Source organism: Nocardia sp. CY41, assembly GCF_009829325.1.
Lineage (GTDB): Bacteria > Actinomycetota > Actinomycetes > Mycobacteriales > Mycobacteriaceae > Nocardia.
Genome location: NZ_VUOS01000011.1, coordinates 1 through 15,244, shown reverse-complemented (window position 1 = coordinate 15,244; position 15,244 = coordinate 1). Strand labels below are relative to the sequence as shown.

Annotated in this window: 14 protein-coding genes; 10 read left to right on the top strand and 4 right to left on the bottom strand. The window is 67.6% G+C overall.

The genetic code is table 11. The annotated features are described in order from the left end of the window. Window positions 1-2: 2 nt before the first annotated feature. On the bottom strand, window positions 3-1,220 hold the full coding sequence (locus GVY64_RS13490) for a hypothetical protein (RefSeq protein WP_236566810.1): 1,218 nt from the start codon (window positions 1,218-1,220) through the stop codon (window positions 3-5). Window positions 1,221-1,365: 145 nt separating this feature from the next. On the opposite strand from GVY64_RS13490, the gene GVY64_RS13485 reads away from it, so the two are divergent. The 3 genes from GVY64_RS13485 (at window position 1,366) to GVY64_RS13475 (ending at window position 3,919) form a co-directional block, all read left to right on the top strand. After that, the gene (locus GVY64_RS13485) at window positions 1,366-1,941 is read left to right on the top strand and encodes a TerD family protein (RefSeq protein WP_062966714.1); all 576 of its coding nucleotides are present in this window, start codon (window positions 1,366-1,368) and stop codon (window positions 1,939-1,941) included. Between the two features lie 159 nt (window positions 1,942-2,100). Further along, a complete protein-coding gene (locus GVY64_RS13480; protein ID WP_159841213.1) occupies window positions 2,101-3,201 on the top strand; it encodes a DUF475 domain-containing protein in 1,101 nt (366 codons plus the stop codon). 94 nt (window positions 3,202-3,295) lie between these two features. Beyond that, window positions 3,296-3,919 (top strand): TerD family protein, encoded by a 624-nt coding sequence (locus GVY64_RS13475; RefSeq protein WP_159841211.1) that lies wholly within the window; start codon window positions 3,296-3,298, stop codon window positions 3,917-3,919. Between the two features lies 1 nt (window position 3,920). Here the strand turns inward: GVY64_RS13475 and GVY64_RS13470 are convergent, their stop codons facing one another. Then, window positions 3,921-4,820, bottom strand: a complete 900-nt coding sequence (locus GVY64_RS13470; protein ID WP_236566809.1) for a DMT family transporter — start codon at window positions 4,818-4,820, stop codon at window positions 3,921-3,923. Between the two features lie 85 nt (window positions 4,821-4,905). Here GVY64_RS13470 and GVY64_RS13465 point away from each other — a divergent pair, with 85 nt between their 5' ends. Then, window positions 4,906-5,439, top strand: a complete 534-nt coding sequence (locus tag GVY64_RS13465) for a CGNR zinc finger domain-containing protein (protein WP_159841209.1) — start codon at window positions 4,906-4,908, stop codon at window positions 5,437-5,439. Here GVY64_RS13465 and GVY64_RS13460 read toward each other — a convergent pair. Continuing rightward, window positions 5,436-6,824, bottom strand: a complete 1,389-nt coding sequence (locus GVY64_RS13460; protein ID WP_159841207.1) for a hypothetical protein — start codon at window positions 6,822-6,824, stop codon at window positions 5,436-5,438. The two genes, GVY64_RS13465 and GVY64_RS13460, sit on opposite strands and share 4 nt — an antisense overlap. Window positions 6,825-7,040: 216 nt before the next feature. On the opposite strand from GVY64_RS13460, the gene rpsF reads away from it, so the two are divergent. From rpsF to dnaB, 5 genes are all read left to right on the top strand, one after another. Beyond that, entirely contained in the window at window positions 7,041-7,328 is a 288-nt protein-coding gene (gene rpsF / locus GVY64_RS13455) for a 30S ribosomal protein S6 (protein WP_159841205.1), read from the top strand. An 88-nt stretch (window positions 7,329-7,416) separates the two neighbouring features. After that, window positions 7,417-7,953 (top strand): single-stranded DNA-binding protein, encoded by a 537-nt coding sequence (locus GVY64_RS13450; RefSeq protein ID WP_159841203.1) that lies wholly within the window; start codon window positions 7,417-7,419, stop codon window positions 7,951-7,953. Window positions 7,954-8,010: 57 nt separating this feature from the next. Beyond that, window positions 8,011-8,262 carry a 30S ribosomal protein S18 gene (gene rpsR, locus GVY64_RS13445; protein ID WP_043700357.1) on the top strand — a complete coding sequence of 84 codons (252 nt, stop codon included), beginning with the start codon at window positions 8,011-8,013 and terminating at the stop codon, window positions 8,260-8,262. A 17-nt stretch (window positions 8,263-8,279) separates the two neighbouring features. Continuing rightward, window positions 8,280-8,732 carry a 50S ribosomal protein L9 gene (rplI, locus tag GVY64_RS13440; protein WP_159841201.1) on the top strand — a complete coding sequence of 151 codons (453 nt, stop codon included), beginning with the start codon at window positions 8,280-8,282 and terminating at the stop codon, window positions 8,730-8,732. A 629-nt stretch (window positions 8,733-9,361) separates the two neighbouring features. Continuing rightward, window positions 9,362-11,956: a replicative DNA helicase gene (gene dnaB / locus GVY64_RS13435; RefSeq protein WP_268895623.1), complete on the top strand. Its 2,595-nt coding sequence runs from the start codon at window positions 9,362-9,364 to the stop codon at window positions 11,954-11,956. Window positions 11,957-12,086: 130 nt separating this feature from the next. Here the strand turns inward: dnaB and GVY64_RS13430 are convergent, their stop codons facing one another. Next, window positions 12,087-13,271, bottom strand: coding sequence for an NAD(P)/FAD-dependent oxidoreductase (locus GVY64_RS13430; protein ID WP_159841199.1), 1,185 nt, complete (start codon window positions 13,269-13,271; stop codon window positions 12,087-12,089). A 249-nt stretch (window positions 13,272-13,520) separates the two neighbouring features. Here GVY64_RS13430 and GVY64_RS13425 point away from each other — a divergent pair, with 249 nt between their 5' ends. Continuing rightward, window positions 13,521-15,179 carry a cutinase family protein gene (locus GVY64_RS13425; protein WP_159841197.1) on the top strand — a complete coding sequence of 553 codons (1,659 nt, stop codon included), beginning with the start codon at window positions 13,521-13,523 and terminating at the stop codon, window positions 15,177-15,179. Window positions 15,180-15,244: the final 65 nt, after the last annotated feature.

The following is a 15,244-nucleotide window of genomic DNA, read 5'->3' as shown; positions in this document are numbered from 1 at the left end:
CCTCATTCTCGTCGTGGTCCTGCTTGTCTTCTCATTCGATCCACTACCCCGGCTATGAAATCGGTGACGGCATCCAGTTCCGCCACATAGGCCCAGTAGTCGGGGTGACGCCCCGACAGTGTTTCGCTGATTCGGTCGATCCGCGCCGCTTGCGCGTCGAGCACCGAACCCCATTCGGCGACCAGCCCGCGGCTCACCGCGAGCATTTGCGCGTCCCGCAGCCGGAATCGTACGGCCTTAACCTGTTCTTGCGGGTCGGACCGAATCGCACGCAGCAGGGTCAGCCGCTTGGTGACGGCGTCGACTCGCTGCTCGGCCTCGGCTAGGTACCCGCGCGCGGATGTGGTCAGATCAAGTGCTAACTCCGGATCGTTCGCCACCGCCGCCGCACGTGCCCTGCCGAGGGCCGCGTCCGCGGCCTCGATGGCTCGCTGGCTTTCCCGCTCATTGTTAGCCAGATCGGCCGAACTCGCAGCATTGAACTCGCGCAGCAGCGCCGAGAACGCCTGCGGAACCCCCTCCGCCCTGGTCCGGACGGCGGCAAGGCGGGTTGTCACGGACGATATCGCGGTGTTCGCCGCCCCGGCCCGAGATGGGGCTTGCGCCAGGGCATCCGCCAGCTCGCCGGTGGCCGCCTGCAGCCGGTTCGCGGCCTCCCGTACCGTGCTCGTGGGTGCGCCCGCACCCGCCGCCTCCAGTGTGACCAGCGCCTCATCGACGGCGGCGGCACGCAGGCGCACCGACGGATAGTGCTCGAACTCCGATTCGGCGGCCCGGGCGCGCACACCGGCCGCGGCGGCCGTCACCTGCTGCACCAACTGCGGCACCGCACCGAGCACGGCCACCGCCTCTTCGAGCTTGCCCTGGTCGCCGCGGTAGAACTCGTCGACCGCGCGCGCCGCGTCGGTCAGCTGCCGTACCGCGGCGTCGACGCGCTCCCGGCCCTGCGGGACCGGCGGGCCGCCCTGCTGTGCGGCCTCCAGCTCCGCGCTCAGCGTCAGGTACACCTCCGCCGCGCCATAACATCTGTGCCGCACCGGTTCCCAGCGCGCGCCGATCCGCCGCTCCGGGAAAATCTGCTCGGCGGCGTGCACCGCCGCCTCGGCCGCGCTCTGCCGCCGGTCCATGTCGAGGAACGCCGTCGCCAGGGTGGCGCGGGCGTGTTCGATCCACTCGTCGTTTCCCGACGAACGGAACCAACCGCGCCTACGCCCTGCCACGCCCCGATGGTAGGAGATGTTCCTGTTCGCCGGGGGTTACGCCGGTTCCTACGCAAGTTCGCGGAAACCTACTACTGTCGTATGGCGTACCCGGCGATTCGGACATGCTGGGAACCAATGACGGACTATTGAAAGGGAATCCCGCATGGGTGTCAGTTTGTCCAAGGGCGGCAATGTCTCGCTGACCAAGGCGGCGCCTAACCTCACTGCTGTTGCGGTCGGCCTCGGGTGGGATGTGCGGACCACCACCGGTACCGACTTCGACCTCGACGCGAGCGCCATCGCGACCGGCGCGGACAAGAAGGTCCTGTCCGACCAGCACTTCGTCTTCTTCAACAACCTGCGGTCGCCTGAGGGCGCGATCGAGCACGCGGGCGACAACCGGACCGGTGAGGGCGAGGGCGACGACGAGGTCATCAACGTCGACCTGGCGAACACCCCGCCCACGATCGAGAGCATCTTCTTCCCGGTCTCGATCTACGATGCCGACTCCCGGTCGCAGTCCTTCGGTCAGGTCCGCAACGCCTACATCCGCGTCGTGGACCGCAGCAACGGCGAGGAGCTCGCCCGCTACGACCTGACCGAGGACGCCTCGACCGAGACCGCGATGGTCTTCGGCGAGCTGTACCGCAACGGCGCGGAGTGGAAGTTCCGCGCGATCGGCCAGGGTTACGCCTCGGGTCTGGCGGGCATCGCCCGCGACTACGGCGTGAACGTCTAAGGGACACTTCGCTGTTCGCAGGGGGCCCGGTGACGGGCCCCCTCGTCGTGCGACCCAGGCATGCCGGCGCCCTGGGAGCGCGTTGGACAACCGGCGATCCAGCAGCCACGCTGGTAGCAACCGTCGCCGCCTCGTTTTTCACTCACGAAAGGTCCCAGCGTGGTCCTGCGCATATTCGGCATGTCCCTCGTCATCACGGTGCTGTCCCTGGTCGTGGCGGTGTTGTACGGCGGCCCGACCGCCCTCGCGCTCGTCGCGATCCTCGGCATCCTGGAGGTGTCGCTGTCGTTCGACAACGCCGTGATCAACGCCACCGTGCTCGAACGTATGAGCGCCTTCTGGCAGCGGATCTTCCTCACCATCGGCGTGTTGATCGCGGTGTTCGGCATGCGTCTGGTCTTCCCGCTCGCCATCGTGTGGATCACGGCCGGACTGAACCCGGTGGAGGCCTTCGACCTGGCCCTCAATCCGCCCCCGGGCGACGCGCTGACCTTCCCGGACGGCAGCCCGAGCTACGAGAAACTGCTCACCGACGCGCACCCGCAGATCGCTGCCTTCGGCGGCATGTTCCTCGCGCTGCTGTTCCTCAACTTCATCTTCGAGGAACGCGACATCACCTGGCTGAGCTGGCTGGAGCGGCCGCTGGCCAAGGCGGGCAAGCTGGACATGCTCTCCATCGTGGTCGCCGGCGGAGGGCTGATCCTCACCGCGGAGTACATCGCCGACGAGGCGCACCGCTCGACCGTCCTGGTGGCGGGGCTGCTCGGCATGATCACCTACATCGCGGTGGACGGCTTGGGCTCGATGTTCCACACCGAGGAGCACACCGAAGGCGGCCCGTCGGAGCTGGCCAAGGCCACCGGTAAGGCGGGCTTCTTCCTGTTCCTCTACCTGGAGGTGCTCGACGCCTCGTTCTCGTTCGACGGCGTGATCGGCGCGTTCGCCATCACCTCCGACCCGATCATCATCGCGCTCGGCCTCGGCCTGATCGGCGCCATGTTCGTCCGGTCGATCACGGTCTACCTGGTTCGCAAGGGCACGCTGTCGGAGTACGTCTACCTGGAGCACGGCGCGCACTGGGCGATCGGCGCGCTCGCGGCGATCCTGCTCGTCTCGATCGGCGTGCACATCAACGAGCTCGTCACCGGCCTGGTCGGCGTCGCGTTCATCGGCGCGGCGTTCGTCACGAGCATCGTCCGCAACCGCCGAGCGGACGAGGAGGAACTGGACAGCGAACCGGAACCGACGCCGGTAGGCTGATCTCCGGCAAGCAGCCCAAGACCCGTTGCGGCAGCGGCCCCATCCCCACGGATGGCCGCTGCCGCTCTCATTTCCACAGAGGGGGGATCGCGCCATGGCGATCGACGACAACCCCGGCGGCGTCAACCTGTCCAAGGTGACCCTGTCGAAGGCGACACCGAGCATCAACCTGACCAAGCCGGGTGAGCAGCAGGGCACCATGCGGGTCAACCTGAACTGGTCGAGCGGATCCAGGGGCTTCTTCCGCCGGTCCAAGCCCGTGGATCTGGACCTCGGCTGTCTCTACGAACTGTCCAACGGCGCCAAAGGCGTGGTCCAGGCGATCGGGAACAATTTCGGCACGCTGGAGGGCGAGCCCTATATCCGGCTCGACGGCGACGATCGCAGCGGTTCGGCCGCCTCCGGCGAGAACCTGCACATCGATCTGGCCCGGCCGGAGCTGTTCCGGCGCATCCTGATCTTCGCCTTCATCTACGAGGGCGTGCCCAACTGGGCCGCCGCCGACGGCGTGGTGACGCTCTATCCCACAGCAGGCCCGCAGGTCGAGATGCGCCTCGACTCTCCGGTGGACGGCGCCCGCTCGTGCGCCATCGCCCTGCTGCAGAATCAGGGGGCCGGGATCACCGTGCATCGCGAAGTGCACTACGTCGACGGCGCCCAGCGGGAACTCGACCAGGCCTATCAGTGGGGCATGCAGTGGCAGAGCGGGCGCAAGTAGGTCACCGCGCCGCGGGCACCGGCCTGCGCGCCACGGCCGCCGATCCGGTCGGCGTGCGCGCGGCGAACACCAGACCGACCAGGCCGATGCCGAGCCCGGCGACGGTCGGCAGCCGCAGCGGCTGATCGATCAGCAGCCAGGCCAGGATCGCGGTCACGGCGGGCGTCGCGAAGAACAGTTTGCCGACCCTGGTCGCGTCCCACCGCCGCAGCATGGCGTTGAGCAGCAGGAACGCGGCCATGGAGTTCACCAGCACCATCCAGACGAGCGACCCGGCGAACCGGCCCGCGTCCCACACCTGGGTCTGGCCCGACACCCAGACCAGCGCCCCGGCGATCGGCGCGCTCACCGCCACGTGCAACGCCGTGGAGGCTCTCGGATCGACGGCGGGCGCGAACCGCTTCTGATAGACGGTGCCGATGCTCAGACCGAGCAGTCCCACCACGCACAACAGCAGTCCGGTCGCGGAGAAGTGGGACTGGTCGAACACGGCCAGGGCGACCCCGATTCCGCCGATGCCGAAGCCGAACCACTGCCGCAGCGTGACCACCTCGCCGATCAGTCCGGCGCACAGCGCGATGACCACCGGATTCAGGCCCTGCACCAGCGCGATCACCGCCGCCGAGACATGCTCGGCCATCGCCGTGTAGAAGGCTCCGAACTGGACCATCTGCATCAGCAACCCAGCGACGAGCACGTGCCGCAGCGTGCGACCGCGCGGCCACGTGGCATGCGCGAGGACCGCGTACGTCATGAGCAGGACCCCTGCGACGGCGAAGCGCACGAACAACACCATCAGCGGCGGCGCGGCGCCCACCCCGATCACACCGGCGATGAACGCGCTGCTCCACAACACGACGAACAGCGGTTGCGCGGCCGCCATCGCGAATCGACTCTGCACGGAACCTCCCTACAACTAACCACCTAGGGTGGTTATCACGGTCGCATCCGCCGAACTAACCTGTCAAGGCGGTTATCATGCGAGGGTGTTCACCTTTGTGAGCGGCAACCTCGCCCTGGATTTCGCGGGCACCGTCAAGGCACGGTCGTCCACGTTCGAGGACATTCTCGCCACCCCCGCCGTGCTCGCCGACTGGATCGTCGCCGCGGGGCTGCTCGACCGCCCCCCGCACAGCGACGCCGACACCCTCGCCCGTGCGGTCCGTCTGCGCGAGGCGGCTTACCGCATGGCGTTCGCCGCCGCCGAGGGACATATCTTCGATGACGCCGACCGTCGGACGGTCAACGCGTTCGCCGACGCCGCACCACCGTCGATCAGCCTGCGCGCCGACGGCACGGTCGTCCGCTCCGGCGACGCGGACGCGGCGCTGGCCGCCATCGCCCGGTCCGCGATCGAGCTATCGGGTAGCGGGGCACTCGTCAAAGAGTGCGGCCGACCCGCGTGCACCCGGCTCTACGTGGACACTTCCCGCGGCGGCTCGCGCCGCTGGTGCGACATGACGCTGTGCGGCAATCGCGCCAAGAGCGCCGCCTTCCGGGCCCGGCACGGCGGGCCTTAGACGACCGGGACCAGATTGCGGGGGTCGGACCGCGGCAACGGGGACGACGCCGACCGGCTCCCGCGCGGCAACGCCCACAGGAACACGAAGAACAACACGACGAGCAGGCTCGCGCGCCCCCACACCCCGAACTCGACGACATTCTCCATCTGCTCGACCGCGGTGCCCGAACCCATCGAGTAGAAGTACCGGAACACCCCGATGCCGATCGCCGCGTCGGCGACGAGATAACTGCCGATCAACCACCACGGCACCTCGAGCAGCACCAGGAACGGCACGAGCCATAGCGTGTACTGCGGTGAATGCACCTTGTGGAACAACAGGAATCCACACAGCATCGCGCCGCTGACCCCGACCCAGGGGAACACGCCTGTCGCCCGGTAACGCATCCCTCCGAGCCACATGGCCAGCGCGAACGCCGCGAGCACGAGCAGCGGGGAAGCGACCGAGACCACTTGCTGGAATGCCGCCTCGCTGCGCGCGTCCGGACCGAAGATCGGCCGAAGTCCCCAGTACCAGATGGAATTCGTGGTGATGTCGGCCTGCCGCAATTGCTGGAAGGTGATCGACGCGCGCCAGCCCTCGTACCCCGCGAGCGCGAACGGCAGGTTCACCGCGACGACGGTGCCGATCGCCGCGGCCGCGGTGAGCAGAGCGCCTCGGACGTCCAGCCTGCGCTGCGGCCCTTCTCCCGCACGCTCGCCCCCGGTCAGCACATACGCCAGCAGGGGTAACACGAAGATCCCCGGGTACAGCTTGAGACAGAATCCGAGCCCGAGCAGCACCGCGGCCACGATCCCCCTGGTCCGCACGGAGTACCGGGTCGGCGCCGCCATCACGTAGACGGCCGCTACCGCGGTGCACACCACCGGGAGCTCCCAATTGTGGAACGCGTACAGCACCAGCGGCGGGCCTGCGGCCCACAACAGGGCGGCCCAGCCGGCCAGGCGAGCCAGCATCCACGCGGTCAGCAGGGCGAACGGCGCCAGCAGCAGCGCCGAGTACCGCAGGAAATCGGCGTCGTTGTGCGCGCCGATCGCGCCGAGCCACATCAGCACACCGCTGAGCACGGGGTACTCCACCGCGCCGCCAACCAACGCGCCGTCGTCGGTGATGCCGCCGGTCACGTAGGGGAAGACGTGTTCGTTGATGTCTCTGCCGAGCCAGAGGAACTGGATGTCCGAGTAGCAGACGTCCGAGTCCTTGACGACATCGAAAACCGTGCTGCGCCCGTCCCGGTCGAACGGCGCCCCAGCACAGCGCGCCTTGTTCGCGTACGCCAGGGCGAGGACGAGACCGCAGAGCAGCACCACCACCACGGCCAGCGCCGCACGGCGTCGCACGCGACCCGCGGGCAGGTCGCTGGCGACGAGTCCGGTCGGCATGGATCCACCCTAAGCGGACGGTCCGGGCGGTGCCGCCGTTCCCCCTTCCTACGGAGGCGAACGCGCGGAGCGGCCGCGTGCGCGCCCGGACCGCACGCCGGGGCGATTTCACTGCTCAGCTGCCGCTCATGTAGCCTGTTCGGGTTGCTGACGCAACGACCCTCCTGCCACGGACCGTCCGTGGCCGTTTCCTAGTCCACAGGAGGTGATTGGTCCGTGCGTCATTATGAAGTGATGGTCATCCTCGATCCGAGCCTGGACGAGCGCACTGTTGGTCCGTCGCTGGACAACCTGCTCAGTGTCGTTCGCACCGAGGGCGGCAAGATCGACAAGGTCGACATCTGGGGCCGCCGCCGGCTCGCCTACGAGATCGCCAAGCACGCCGAGGGCATCTACGCCGTGGTCGATCTGACCGCCGAGCCCGCCACGGTGAACGAACTCGATCGCCAGCTGGGTCTCAACGAGACGGTGCTGCGCACCAAGGTTCTGCGCCACGACAAGTAGTCCGGCAACCCTCGTTTGCGTCGGAGCCTGTGCCTAGGCTCTAGCGCAACAGCGAGACGCGGACTGCACACCGAGCAGGAGGAACCACATGGCAGGCGACACGGTCATCACCGTCATCGGAAATCTGACGGCCGACCCGGAGCTTCGATTCACACCGGCGGGACAGGCGGTGGCGAATTTCACCGTCGCGTCGACTCCCCGTGTGTTCGACCGTAATTCGAACGAATGGAAAGACGGCGAAGCGCTGTTCCTGCGCTGCAACATCTGGCGTGAGGCCGCGGAGAATGTCGCCGAAAGCCTGACCAGAGGTTCCCGTGTCATCGTGAGCGGACGGCTCAAGCAGCGCTCCTACGAAACCCGCGAGGGTGAGAAGCGCACGGTCGTCGAGCTCGAGGTCGACGAGGTCGGTCCCTCGCTGCGCTATGCCACCGCGAAGGTCAACAAGACCAGCCGTGGCAGCGGTGGCGGCGGCTTCGGGTCCGGGTCCGGCGGCGGTGGCAACTACGCCTCCTCCGGTGGTGGCGGTGGGCGTTCCGGCGGTGCCGAGGACGACCCTTGGGGCAGTGCGCCCGCGGCCGGCTCCTTCGGGGGCGGCGGCCGCATGGATGACGAACCGCCGTTCTGAGAACGGCCACAGCGGCCCGCTCGCTTCGGGCCATCAATGATTACGGAGTACAAGACCATGCCTAAAGCGCCCGCGCGCGAAAAGGTGCTCAAGAAGAAGGCTTGCTCGTTCTGCAAGGAGAGCAAGACCGGAACCGTCACGATCGACTACAAGGACACGGCGTTGCTGCGCAAGTACGTCAGCGACCGCGGCAAGATCCGCGCCCGCCGCGTCACCGGCAACTGCGTCCAGCACCAGCGCGACGTCGCGGTTGCGGTCAAGAACTCGCGTGAGGTCGCTCTGCTGCCTTACGTGTCGACGGCTCGCTGAGAAAGGGAGGCACGCAAATGAAGTTGATTCTGACTGCTGATGTGGACAACCTCGGCGCCCCCGGCGACACCGTGGAGGTGAAGGACGGCTACGGCCGCAACTACCTGCTGCCGCGCGGTCTGGCGATCGCGGCCAGCCGTGGCGCGCAGAAGCAGGTCGAGGGCATCCGCCGGGCGCAGGAAGCCCGCCGGGTCCGCGACCTGGACCACGCCAACGAGCTGAAGCAGGCCCTCGAGGGCCTCGAGTCGGTCTCGCTGGCGGTCAAGACCGCTGGTACCGGCAAGCTGTTCGGCTCGGTGACCCAGTCGGACGTCGCGGCTGCCGTCAAGGCGGCGGGTGGCCCCGTCGTCGACAAGCGCAGCATCGAGCTGCCGAAGGCGCACATCAAGACGACTGGCAAGCACGTCATCGTGGTGCACCTGCACCCGGACGTGGCGGCGAAGTTCGACCTCACGGTCACCGCCGCCTGATCGAAGCAGAGCATCGAGGACCACTCCCGTCTCAGCGATGGGAGTGGTCCTCGGCTGTGCCCGGTCATTCGAGGTCGATTATTAGCTGATCGATTGCCGAATGTTCGAGAGCGTCATCCGGGACAATCGGGGCGGTACACGACCTCGCGGCTGCGCCTTATTCGTCCAGCCTGTGGATTACCGACGGAACCGACCGTCCGCAATGTGATTCAAGTCATATGCGGCTCACGTTCTGTTAACCCAACACGCCCGGCTGTTCAACTCGACCGACACGCCGGTACTTCGTTAATCCACACCTGGAAAAACGCGAAAGCGCATATCTATCTGCGCGTTTAACCTTGCCGACCTGCGTTTTCCCCAAGTTGTACACAGGGCCTGCACACGGTTTGGTGAACTTTCCCCAAGTTATCCACAGCTGTGTGCACAGCGCGGTTTGGTCCATGCCCATCGGGTCGCCTAGGTTCGTCGCATCGCCGCCCGCGGATCGCTCCGCGTCGCGTGCGCGGGCGGGTGCCGCGGCGGTAGCTGGAGCCCTGGTCAACGGCTTTCCCAAACGTGTCGGTGCCCGGGAGTACAACGAGTCGACAGGGTGGAACCCGGTCGTGGGGTAGAGAGGACGGTCGAGTCTGGTGACAACCACCGATGACCGCGGGCACACGGACTTCCCGCCCGAACCTCCCGGCGAAGACTTCGGCCGCCAGCCGCCGCACGACATGGCGGCCGAGCAGTCGGTGCTCGGCGGCATGCTGTTGAGCAAGGACGCCATCGCCGACGTCGTCGAGGTCCTTCGTCCCGGCGATTTCTACCGGCCCGCGCATCAGGCCGTCTACGACACCATCCTCGATCTCTACGGGCGCGGCGAACCCGCCGACCCGGTGACCGTCGCCGCGGGCCTCGACCGCCGCGGCGAACTCAAGCGCATCGGCGGCGCGCCGTATCTGGTCACGCTCACCCAGACCGTGCCGACCGCGGCCAACGCCGGTTACTACGCCGAAATCGTTGCCGAGAAGGCCATTTTGCGCCGCTTGGTCGAGGCGGGCACCCGCATCGTCCAGTACGGCTACGCGGGCGCCGACGGGCAGGACGTCGCCGAGGTGGTCGACCGCGCCCAAGCCGAGGTCTACGAGGTCACCGAACGCCGCACCAGCGAAGATTTCCTCCCCTTGGAGGAACTGCTCCAGCCGACGATGGACGAGATCGACTCCATCGCCAGCCGCGGCGGCATCTCCCTCGGCGTCCCCACCGGTTTCACCGAACTCGACGAGATCACCAACGGCCTGCACCCGGGCCAGATGATCATCGTCGCGGCGCGGCCGGGCGTCGGTAAGGCGCTGGCAGTGGACACTCCTCTGCCCACGCCCACCGGGTGGACCACCATGGGCCAGGTGCGAGTCGGCGATGAGCTGCTGGATGCCGATGGCTTGCCTACCCGAGTCGTCGCGGCCACCGAGGTCCTGGCCGGGCGCCCGTGCTATGAAGTCGAGTTCTCCGACGGCACCGTGATCGTCGCAGACGAGCAGCATCAATGGCGCACCGAAACCCGGGCTTCCCGGCGCTCGAAGCGGGCTCGCGCCGAGGTGCGTACCACCGCCGCAATCGCGAAGACGCTGCGCTGTGACACCGCCGATCGCAGGCTCAACCATTCGATCGCCAATAGCGCTCCGCTGCAGTTGCCTTCGCGTACGTTGCCCGTGCCTCCCTACACACTGGGTGCCTGGCTCGGCGACGGAACGTCCGCCGCAGCACAGCTCACCTGTGCCGATCCGGAGATCATCGCGCGCATCGAAGCCGAGGGGATCGTCGCCGTGCCGTCGCGATCGGCTCGGCTGCGCTATCAGCTGAGACTGCCGGCCCCCGACCCGGTCGCCGCCCGCGAGTGCGTGGTGTGCGGAAAAGAATTCGTGCCTTTCACCAGCGAGATCCGCACCTGCGGCCGCAGCTGCGGCGGTAAGGCGCGGTTCCATTCGGCTCCGGTGCCCCCACCGCGCTGCCCCAATTGCGGCGAACGGTCGATCGGGCTGCGGCTGTGCCAGAAATGCCGGAACACCGTCGGTAGCCTGCAAGCGCGTCTGCGGGGGGTCGGCGTCTTGGGGAACAAGCACATTCCCGTCGACTACTTGCGAGCGTCTGAACAGCAGCGCCGTTCCCTCCTGGCAGGACTGCTCGACACGGACGGCACGGTGACCCACGGCGGCTCCGTGCAGTTCTGCGTCACCAATGCCCGACTGGTCGAAGATGTGCAAGAGCTGATCGTCAGCCTCGGCTACCGCTGCCAGGTCTCCACCAAACGAGTCCCGGGTCGCTCAGAGGAATCGTCCACCGCGTACACGATCACGTTCGCCACCGACGACCAGGTGTTCGGCCTGCATCGAAAGGCCGCGCTGCACAAAGAACGACGTGCGGCCCGCAGCACCGTGCGATCGAACTCGCGTTTCGTCGTCGACGTGCGCCGGATCGACAGCGTGCCGGTTCGCTGCGTCGAAGTGGACAACGCCGACCACATGTATCTGGCCGGGCGGTCGATGATCCCGACGCACAATTCGACGCTGGGAATGGATTTCATGCGTAGTTGCTCGATCAAGCACGGCTTGGCGAGCGTCATCTTCTCCCTGGAGATGAGTCGCACCGAAATCGTCATGCGGTTGTTGTCGGCGGAGGCGAAGATCAAGCTCGGCGATATGCGGTCCGGCCGGATGAGCGACGACGACTGGACCAAGCTGGCCCGGCGGATGAGTGAGATCAGCGAGGCGCCGCTGTTCGTGGACGATTCGCCCAACCTGACGATGATGGAGATCCGCGCCAAAGCGCGGCGGCTCAAGCAGCGCCACGATTTGAAACTCGTGGTTGTGGATTACCTCCAGCTGATGACGTCCGGCAAAAAGGTGGAATCACGTCAGCAGGAAGTCTCGGACTTCTCCCGTAATTTGAAACTGCTGGCCAAAGAACTCGAGGTGCCGGTGGTGGCGATCAGCCAGCTCAACCGCGGTCCCGAACAGCGAACCGACAAGCGTCCCATGGTGTCCGATCTCCGCGAATCGGGATCTTTGGAACAAGATGCGGACATGGTCATCCTGCTGCATCGTCCCGACGCTTTCGAGCGCGACGACCCGCGCGGCGGCGAGGCGGACCTGATTCTGGGCAAGCACCGTAACGGCCCCACCGCGACGATCACCGTGGCCCACCAGCTGCATCTGTCCCGCTTCGTGGACATGGCGCGCGGGTGATGTCCCGGTCGTCACGGACCGGTTCGTCTCCATGCCGCGTGCCGAAATAGGCTGGTCCCGTCCCATGGTGGGGTGAAAGCAGGGCGGGCCGCGTCGGATCCGTCCGACACGGCCCGCAGCGGGCGCGGCCTCACGCGGTAGGGGCGCGGTTCGGCTCGGCTGTGGTGATGTGACGACGGCGGGACGGGAGCATCGTCGTCGGGTGCGAGATGCTCCAGGCCGCGCTCTTGCAGATGAGCTCTTTGACGCGCGCGGCCGCCCAGCCGGTGAGTGCGGAGGATTTGGGCTGATCGTCGGGGGTGACCCACTGCACGACGGCGTCGCGGCGACCGAGGCTGATGCACTGCCCGGTGTAGCCGATCTCATTGCGGGGGATTTCGCGACCGGTCAGGCGTGCGGCGATGGCGTCGGCTGCCTGGTAGGCCGTAGGGACTCCCGAGGCGCAGGACATGCGCAACGGATCGCCGTTCGCTCCAGGGGCGAGCGCGGCGTCGCCGACGGCGTAGACGTCGGGGTGCGAGACCGACCGCATCGTGTCGTCGACGACGATCTGCCCGGTCGCCGACACCTGCAACATGGTGGCCGCAGCGATCGGATGGACAGCGAAACCGGCTGTCCACACGGTCATCTGGGCCGGGATCGTCCGGCCGTCGGCGGTGACCGCGCCGGTCGGCTCGACGCGGGCGATCTCGGTGTTCTCGTGCACATCGATACCGAGCCGGTCGAATGCCTTGCGCAGGTGCTGCCGGGCCTTGTCGCCGAGCCAGTCCCCGAGGCCGCCGCGAGCGGCGAGGGCGACGGCGAGATCCGGTCGTGCTTCGGCGATCTCGGTGGCGGCTTCGATGCCGGTCAGACCACCACCGACGACCAGCACGGTCGCGCCGGCGTCCAGGCTTGCCAGACGGTCTCGCACCCGCTGCGCGGACTGCTTGCCCGCGATGTCGTAGGCGTGCTCGGCCACGCCGGGAACGCCGTGGTCGGCGGCGGCGCTGCCGAGGGCGTAGACGAGGGTGTCATAGGCGATCTCGCCGGGGCCGTCGGCGGCGGTGACACTCACGGTCTTGCGTTCGGCGTCGACCGCGGTCACCCGCGCGAGTCGCACCCGCACGCCGGTACCCGCGAAGACGTCGGTCAGCGGGCGGCGCTCGAGATCCTGGCCGGTCGCGTACTGGTGCATGCGGACCCGCTCGACGAACTCCGGATCGGCGTTGACGAGGGTGATCTCGACATCGGCGGGGTGCAGCCGCTTGGCGAGGCGACCGGCGGCGTTGGCTCCGGCGTATCCGGCGCCGAGGACGACGATGCGGTGGGTCATGGTCTCACTCCTGTCTGGGTGGTGTTCGCTTCCTGAACCGGCCAGCGGCGCGAACCCTGACAGAAGTGCGGTGTGATCTGAGTCACTGGACACTGAGAGTCGGATTCCGTGCCCGGACATCGCCCGGGGAGTGTGGTGCGCCCCATCCGAGTAACGCTCGGACCCCCTACCACGACGTTCTCGGTGACGTATGGCCCGTCGGGGGGCTTGTCCGTCCACTTTGTCGGTGTATGGAATGGAAAACAGGACATGGCTCTTCGCGAGTTCTTCGCGCGGCATCGCATAGCTTCGGCCGCTGCCGCCCCGGCGGTATTGGGGGTGGCGGCGGTTGTCGCCGCCTCGCTGGCACTGACGTCGTCGCCGCAAACCAGGGATACGCAGCTCACGACGTCCGTCACGGAATGCCGCGACATGGTCACCATCTCGGTGGCCGGTCGCAACGACACCCCGGTCGAGGGGACCACCAAGATGCTGGTGGACGCCAACGGCAACCCGCTGCCCGCCGCGCTGTCCGGCGACCACAGCAGTGAGTGGGTCGATCCGGTGGTCAACGCGCCCGCCGACGACGTCGATCCGGACGCGTACGCCGCGGTCTACATCGCCTATCCGGCGAACATGGCCACCTACGAGGACGCGGTCGACGCCGGTGTCGCGAACACCGAGCGGGTGATGCGGGAGATCGCGCAGGCGTGCCCCGACACCAAGTTCTCGATCGTCGGATACAGCGAGGGCGCCGATGTCGTCCGCCGTGTCGCGATGAAGATCGGTCACCAGGAACCCGGCCAGGACGGGTCCTACGAAGTCGTCGATCCGGCCGATGTCGTCGGTGTCGTCATCCTGGCGGACTCGGGCCGCTCCGCGGGAGACGGGCCGTTCCCTGGATCGAAGGACCCGTTCGGCAACCCGGACGGCTTCGACCAGCAGTATCAGAACGGCACGAACCCGGTCCCCGGCCGGGGCGCGGTGCAGGGCACCAGCGGTGACTTCGGTGCGTTGAACGGCAAGATCGCGTCGTTCTGCTCGGACGGCGATCTGACCTGTTCGGCGCCGCAGAACATCTCGCTGCTGCAGTTGGTGGTCAACGTCGGCAGGCAGCTGAACGTCGACGCGCTGGAACGCGACGGGTTGACGCCGGCGACCGGGCAGGACGTGGCGGTGGTGCTGGGCCGGATCGCGTTGGCGGCGTTCGCCGACATCCAGTCGCAGCCGAACTGGATGCAGAGCGACGAGACCTTCCTGGAAGTGCTGCTGCGGGTCTCGGATCCGGCGTACAAGCCGGGGGAGAAGAAGGCCCCGGCGAAGGCGGATTCGATTTCGACCGCTGAGATGTCGCCGTTGGCGTACCTGCCGCAGAAGGTGCTCAACGAGATCGTCGGCCTCATCGTGACGAATCAGAACACCATCCCCGTGATCATGAGCGACCCGTACAACCTCACGCTCGGTCCGAACCACACCGGTCACCACTTCGACTACTGGGACGATGCCGACCCCGCCGCGGGCAAGCCGCTGACCTCGGCCGAGTACGCGGCGGCCTGGCTCACCCATCTGGCGAAGCAGGCACAGGCCGGTAAGCAGGTCGACCCGACCTCCAAGCCGCAAGAAGCCGATCTGGCGGCCGTGTACAAGGCGGTGGAGACCACCTCGGCGACGCCGACCACCGAACCCGCCAAGGCTTCGACCACGTCGGCGACGTCCACCAGCGCCGCCCCCACGACGACCGGCAGCACGAGCAGTCCGACCACCACGGTCGCGCCGACCACGACCACGACACCGGCGGCCACCACTCCGGCCCCCTCTCCGGTCGCGGCGCCGGTCGAGACGACCAAGCCCACCACCGCTGAACCGACGACAACCACAACGCAATCCGCGGCCCCGGCTACCAGCACGACCGCGAAAGCATCGAATTGACCGACCCGTCGGGGGGCGGGCGCCACCCCGGGGGGCGGGAGCCCCCCCCCGGGGGGGCCGGGCCG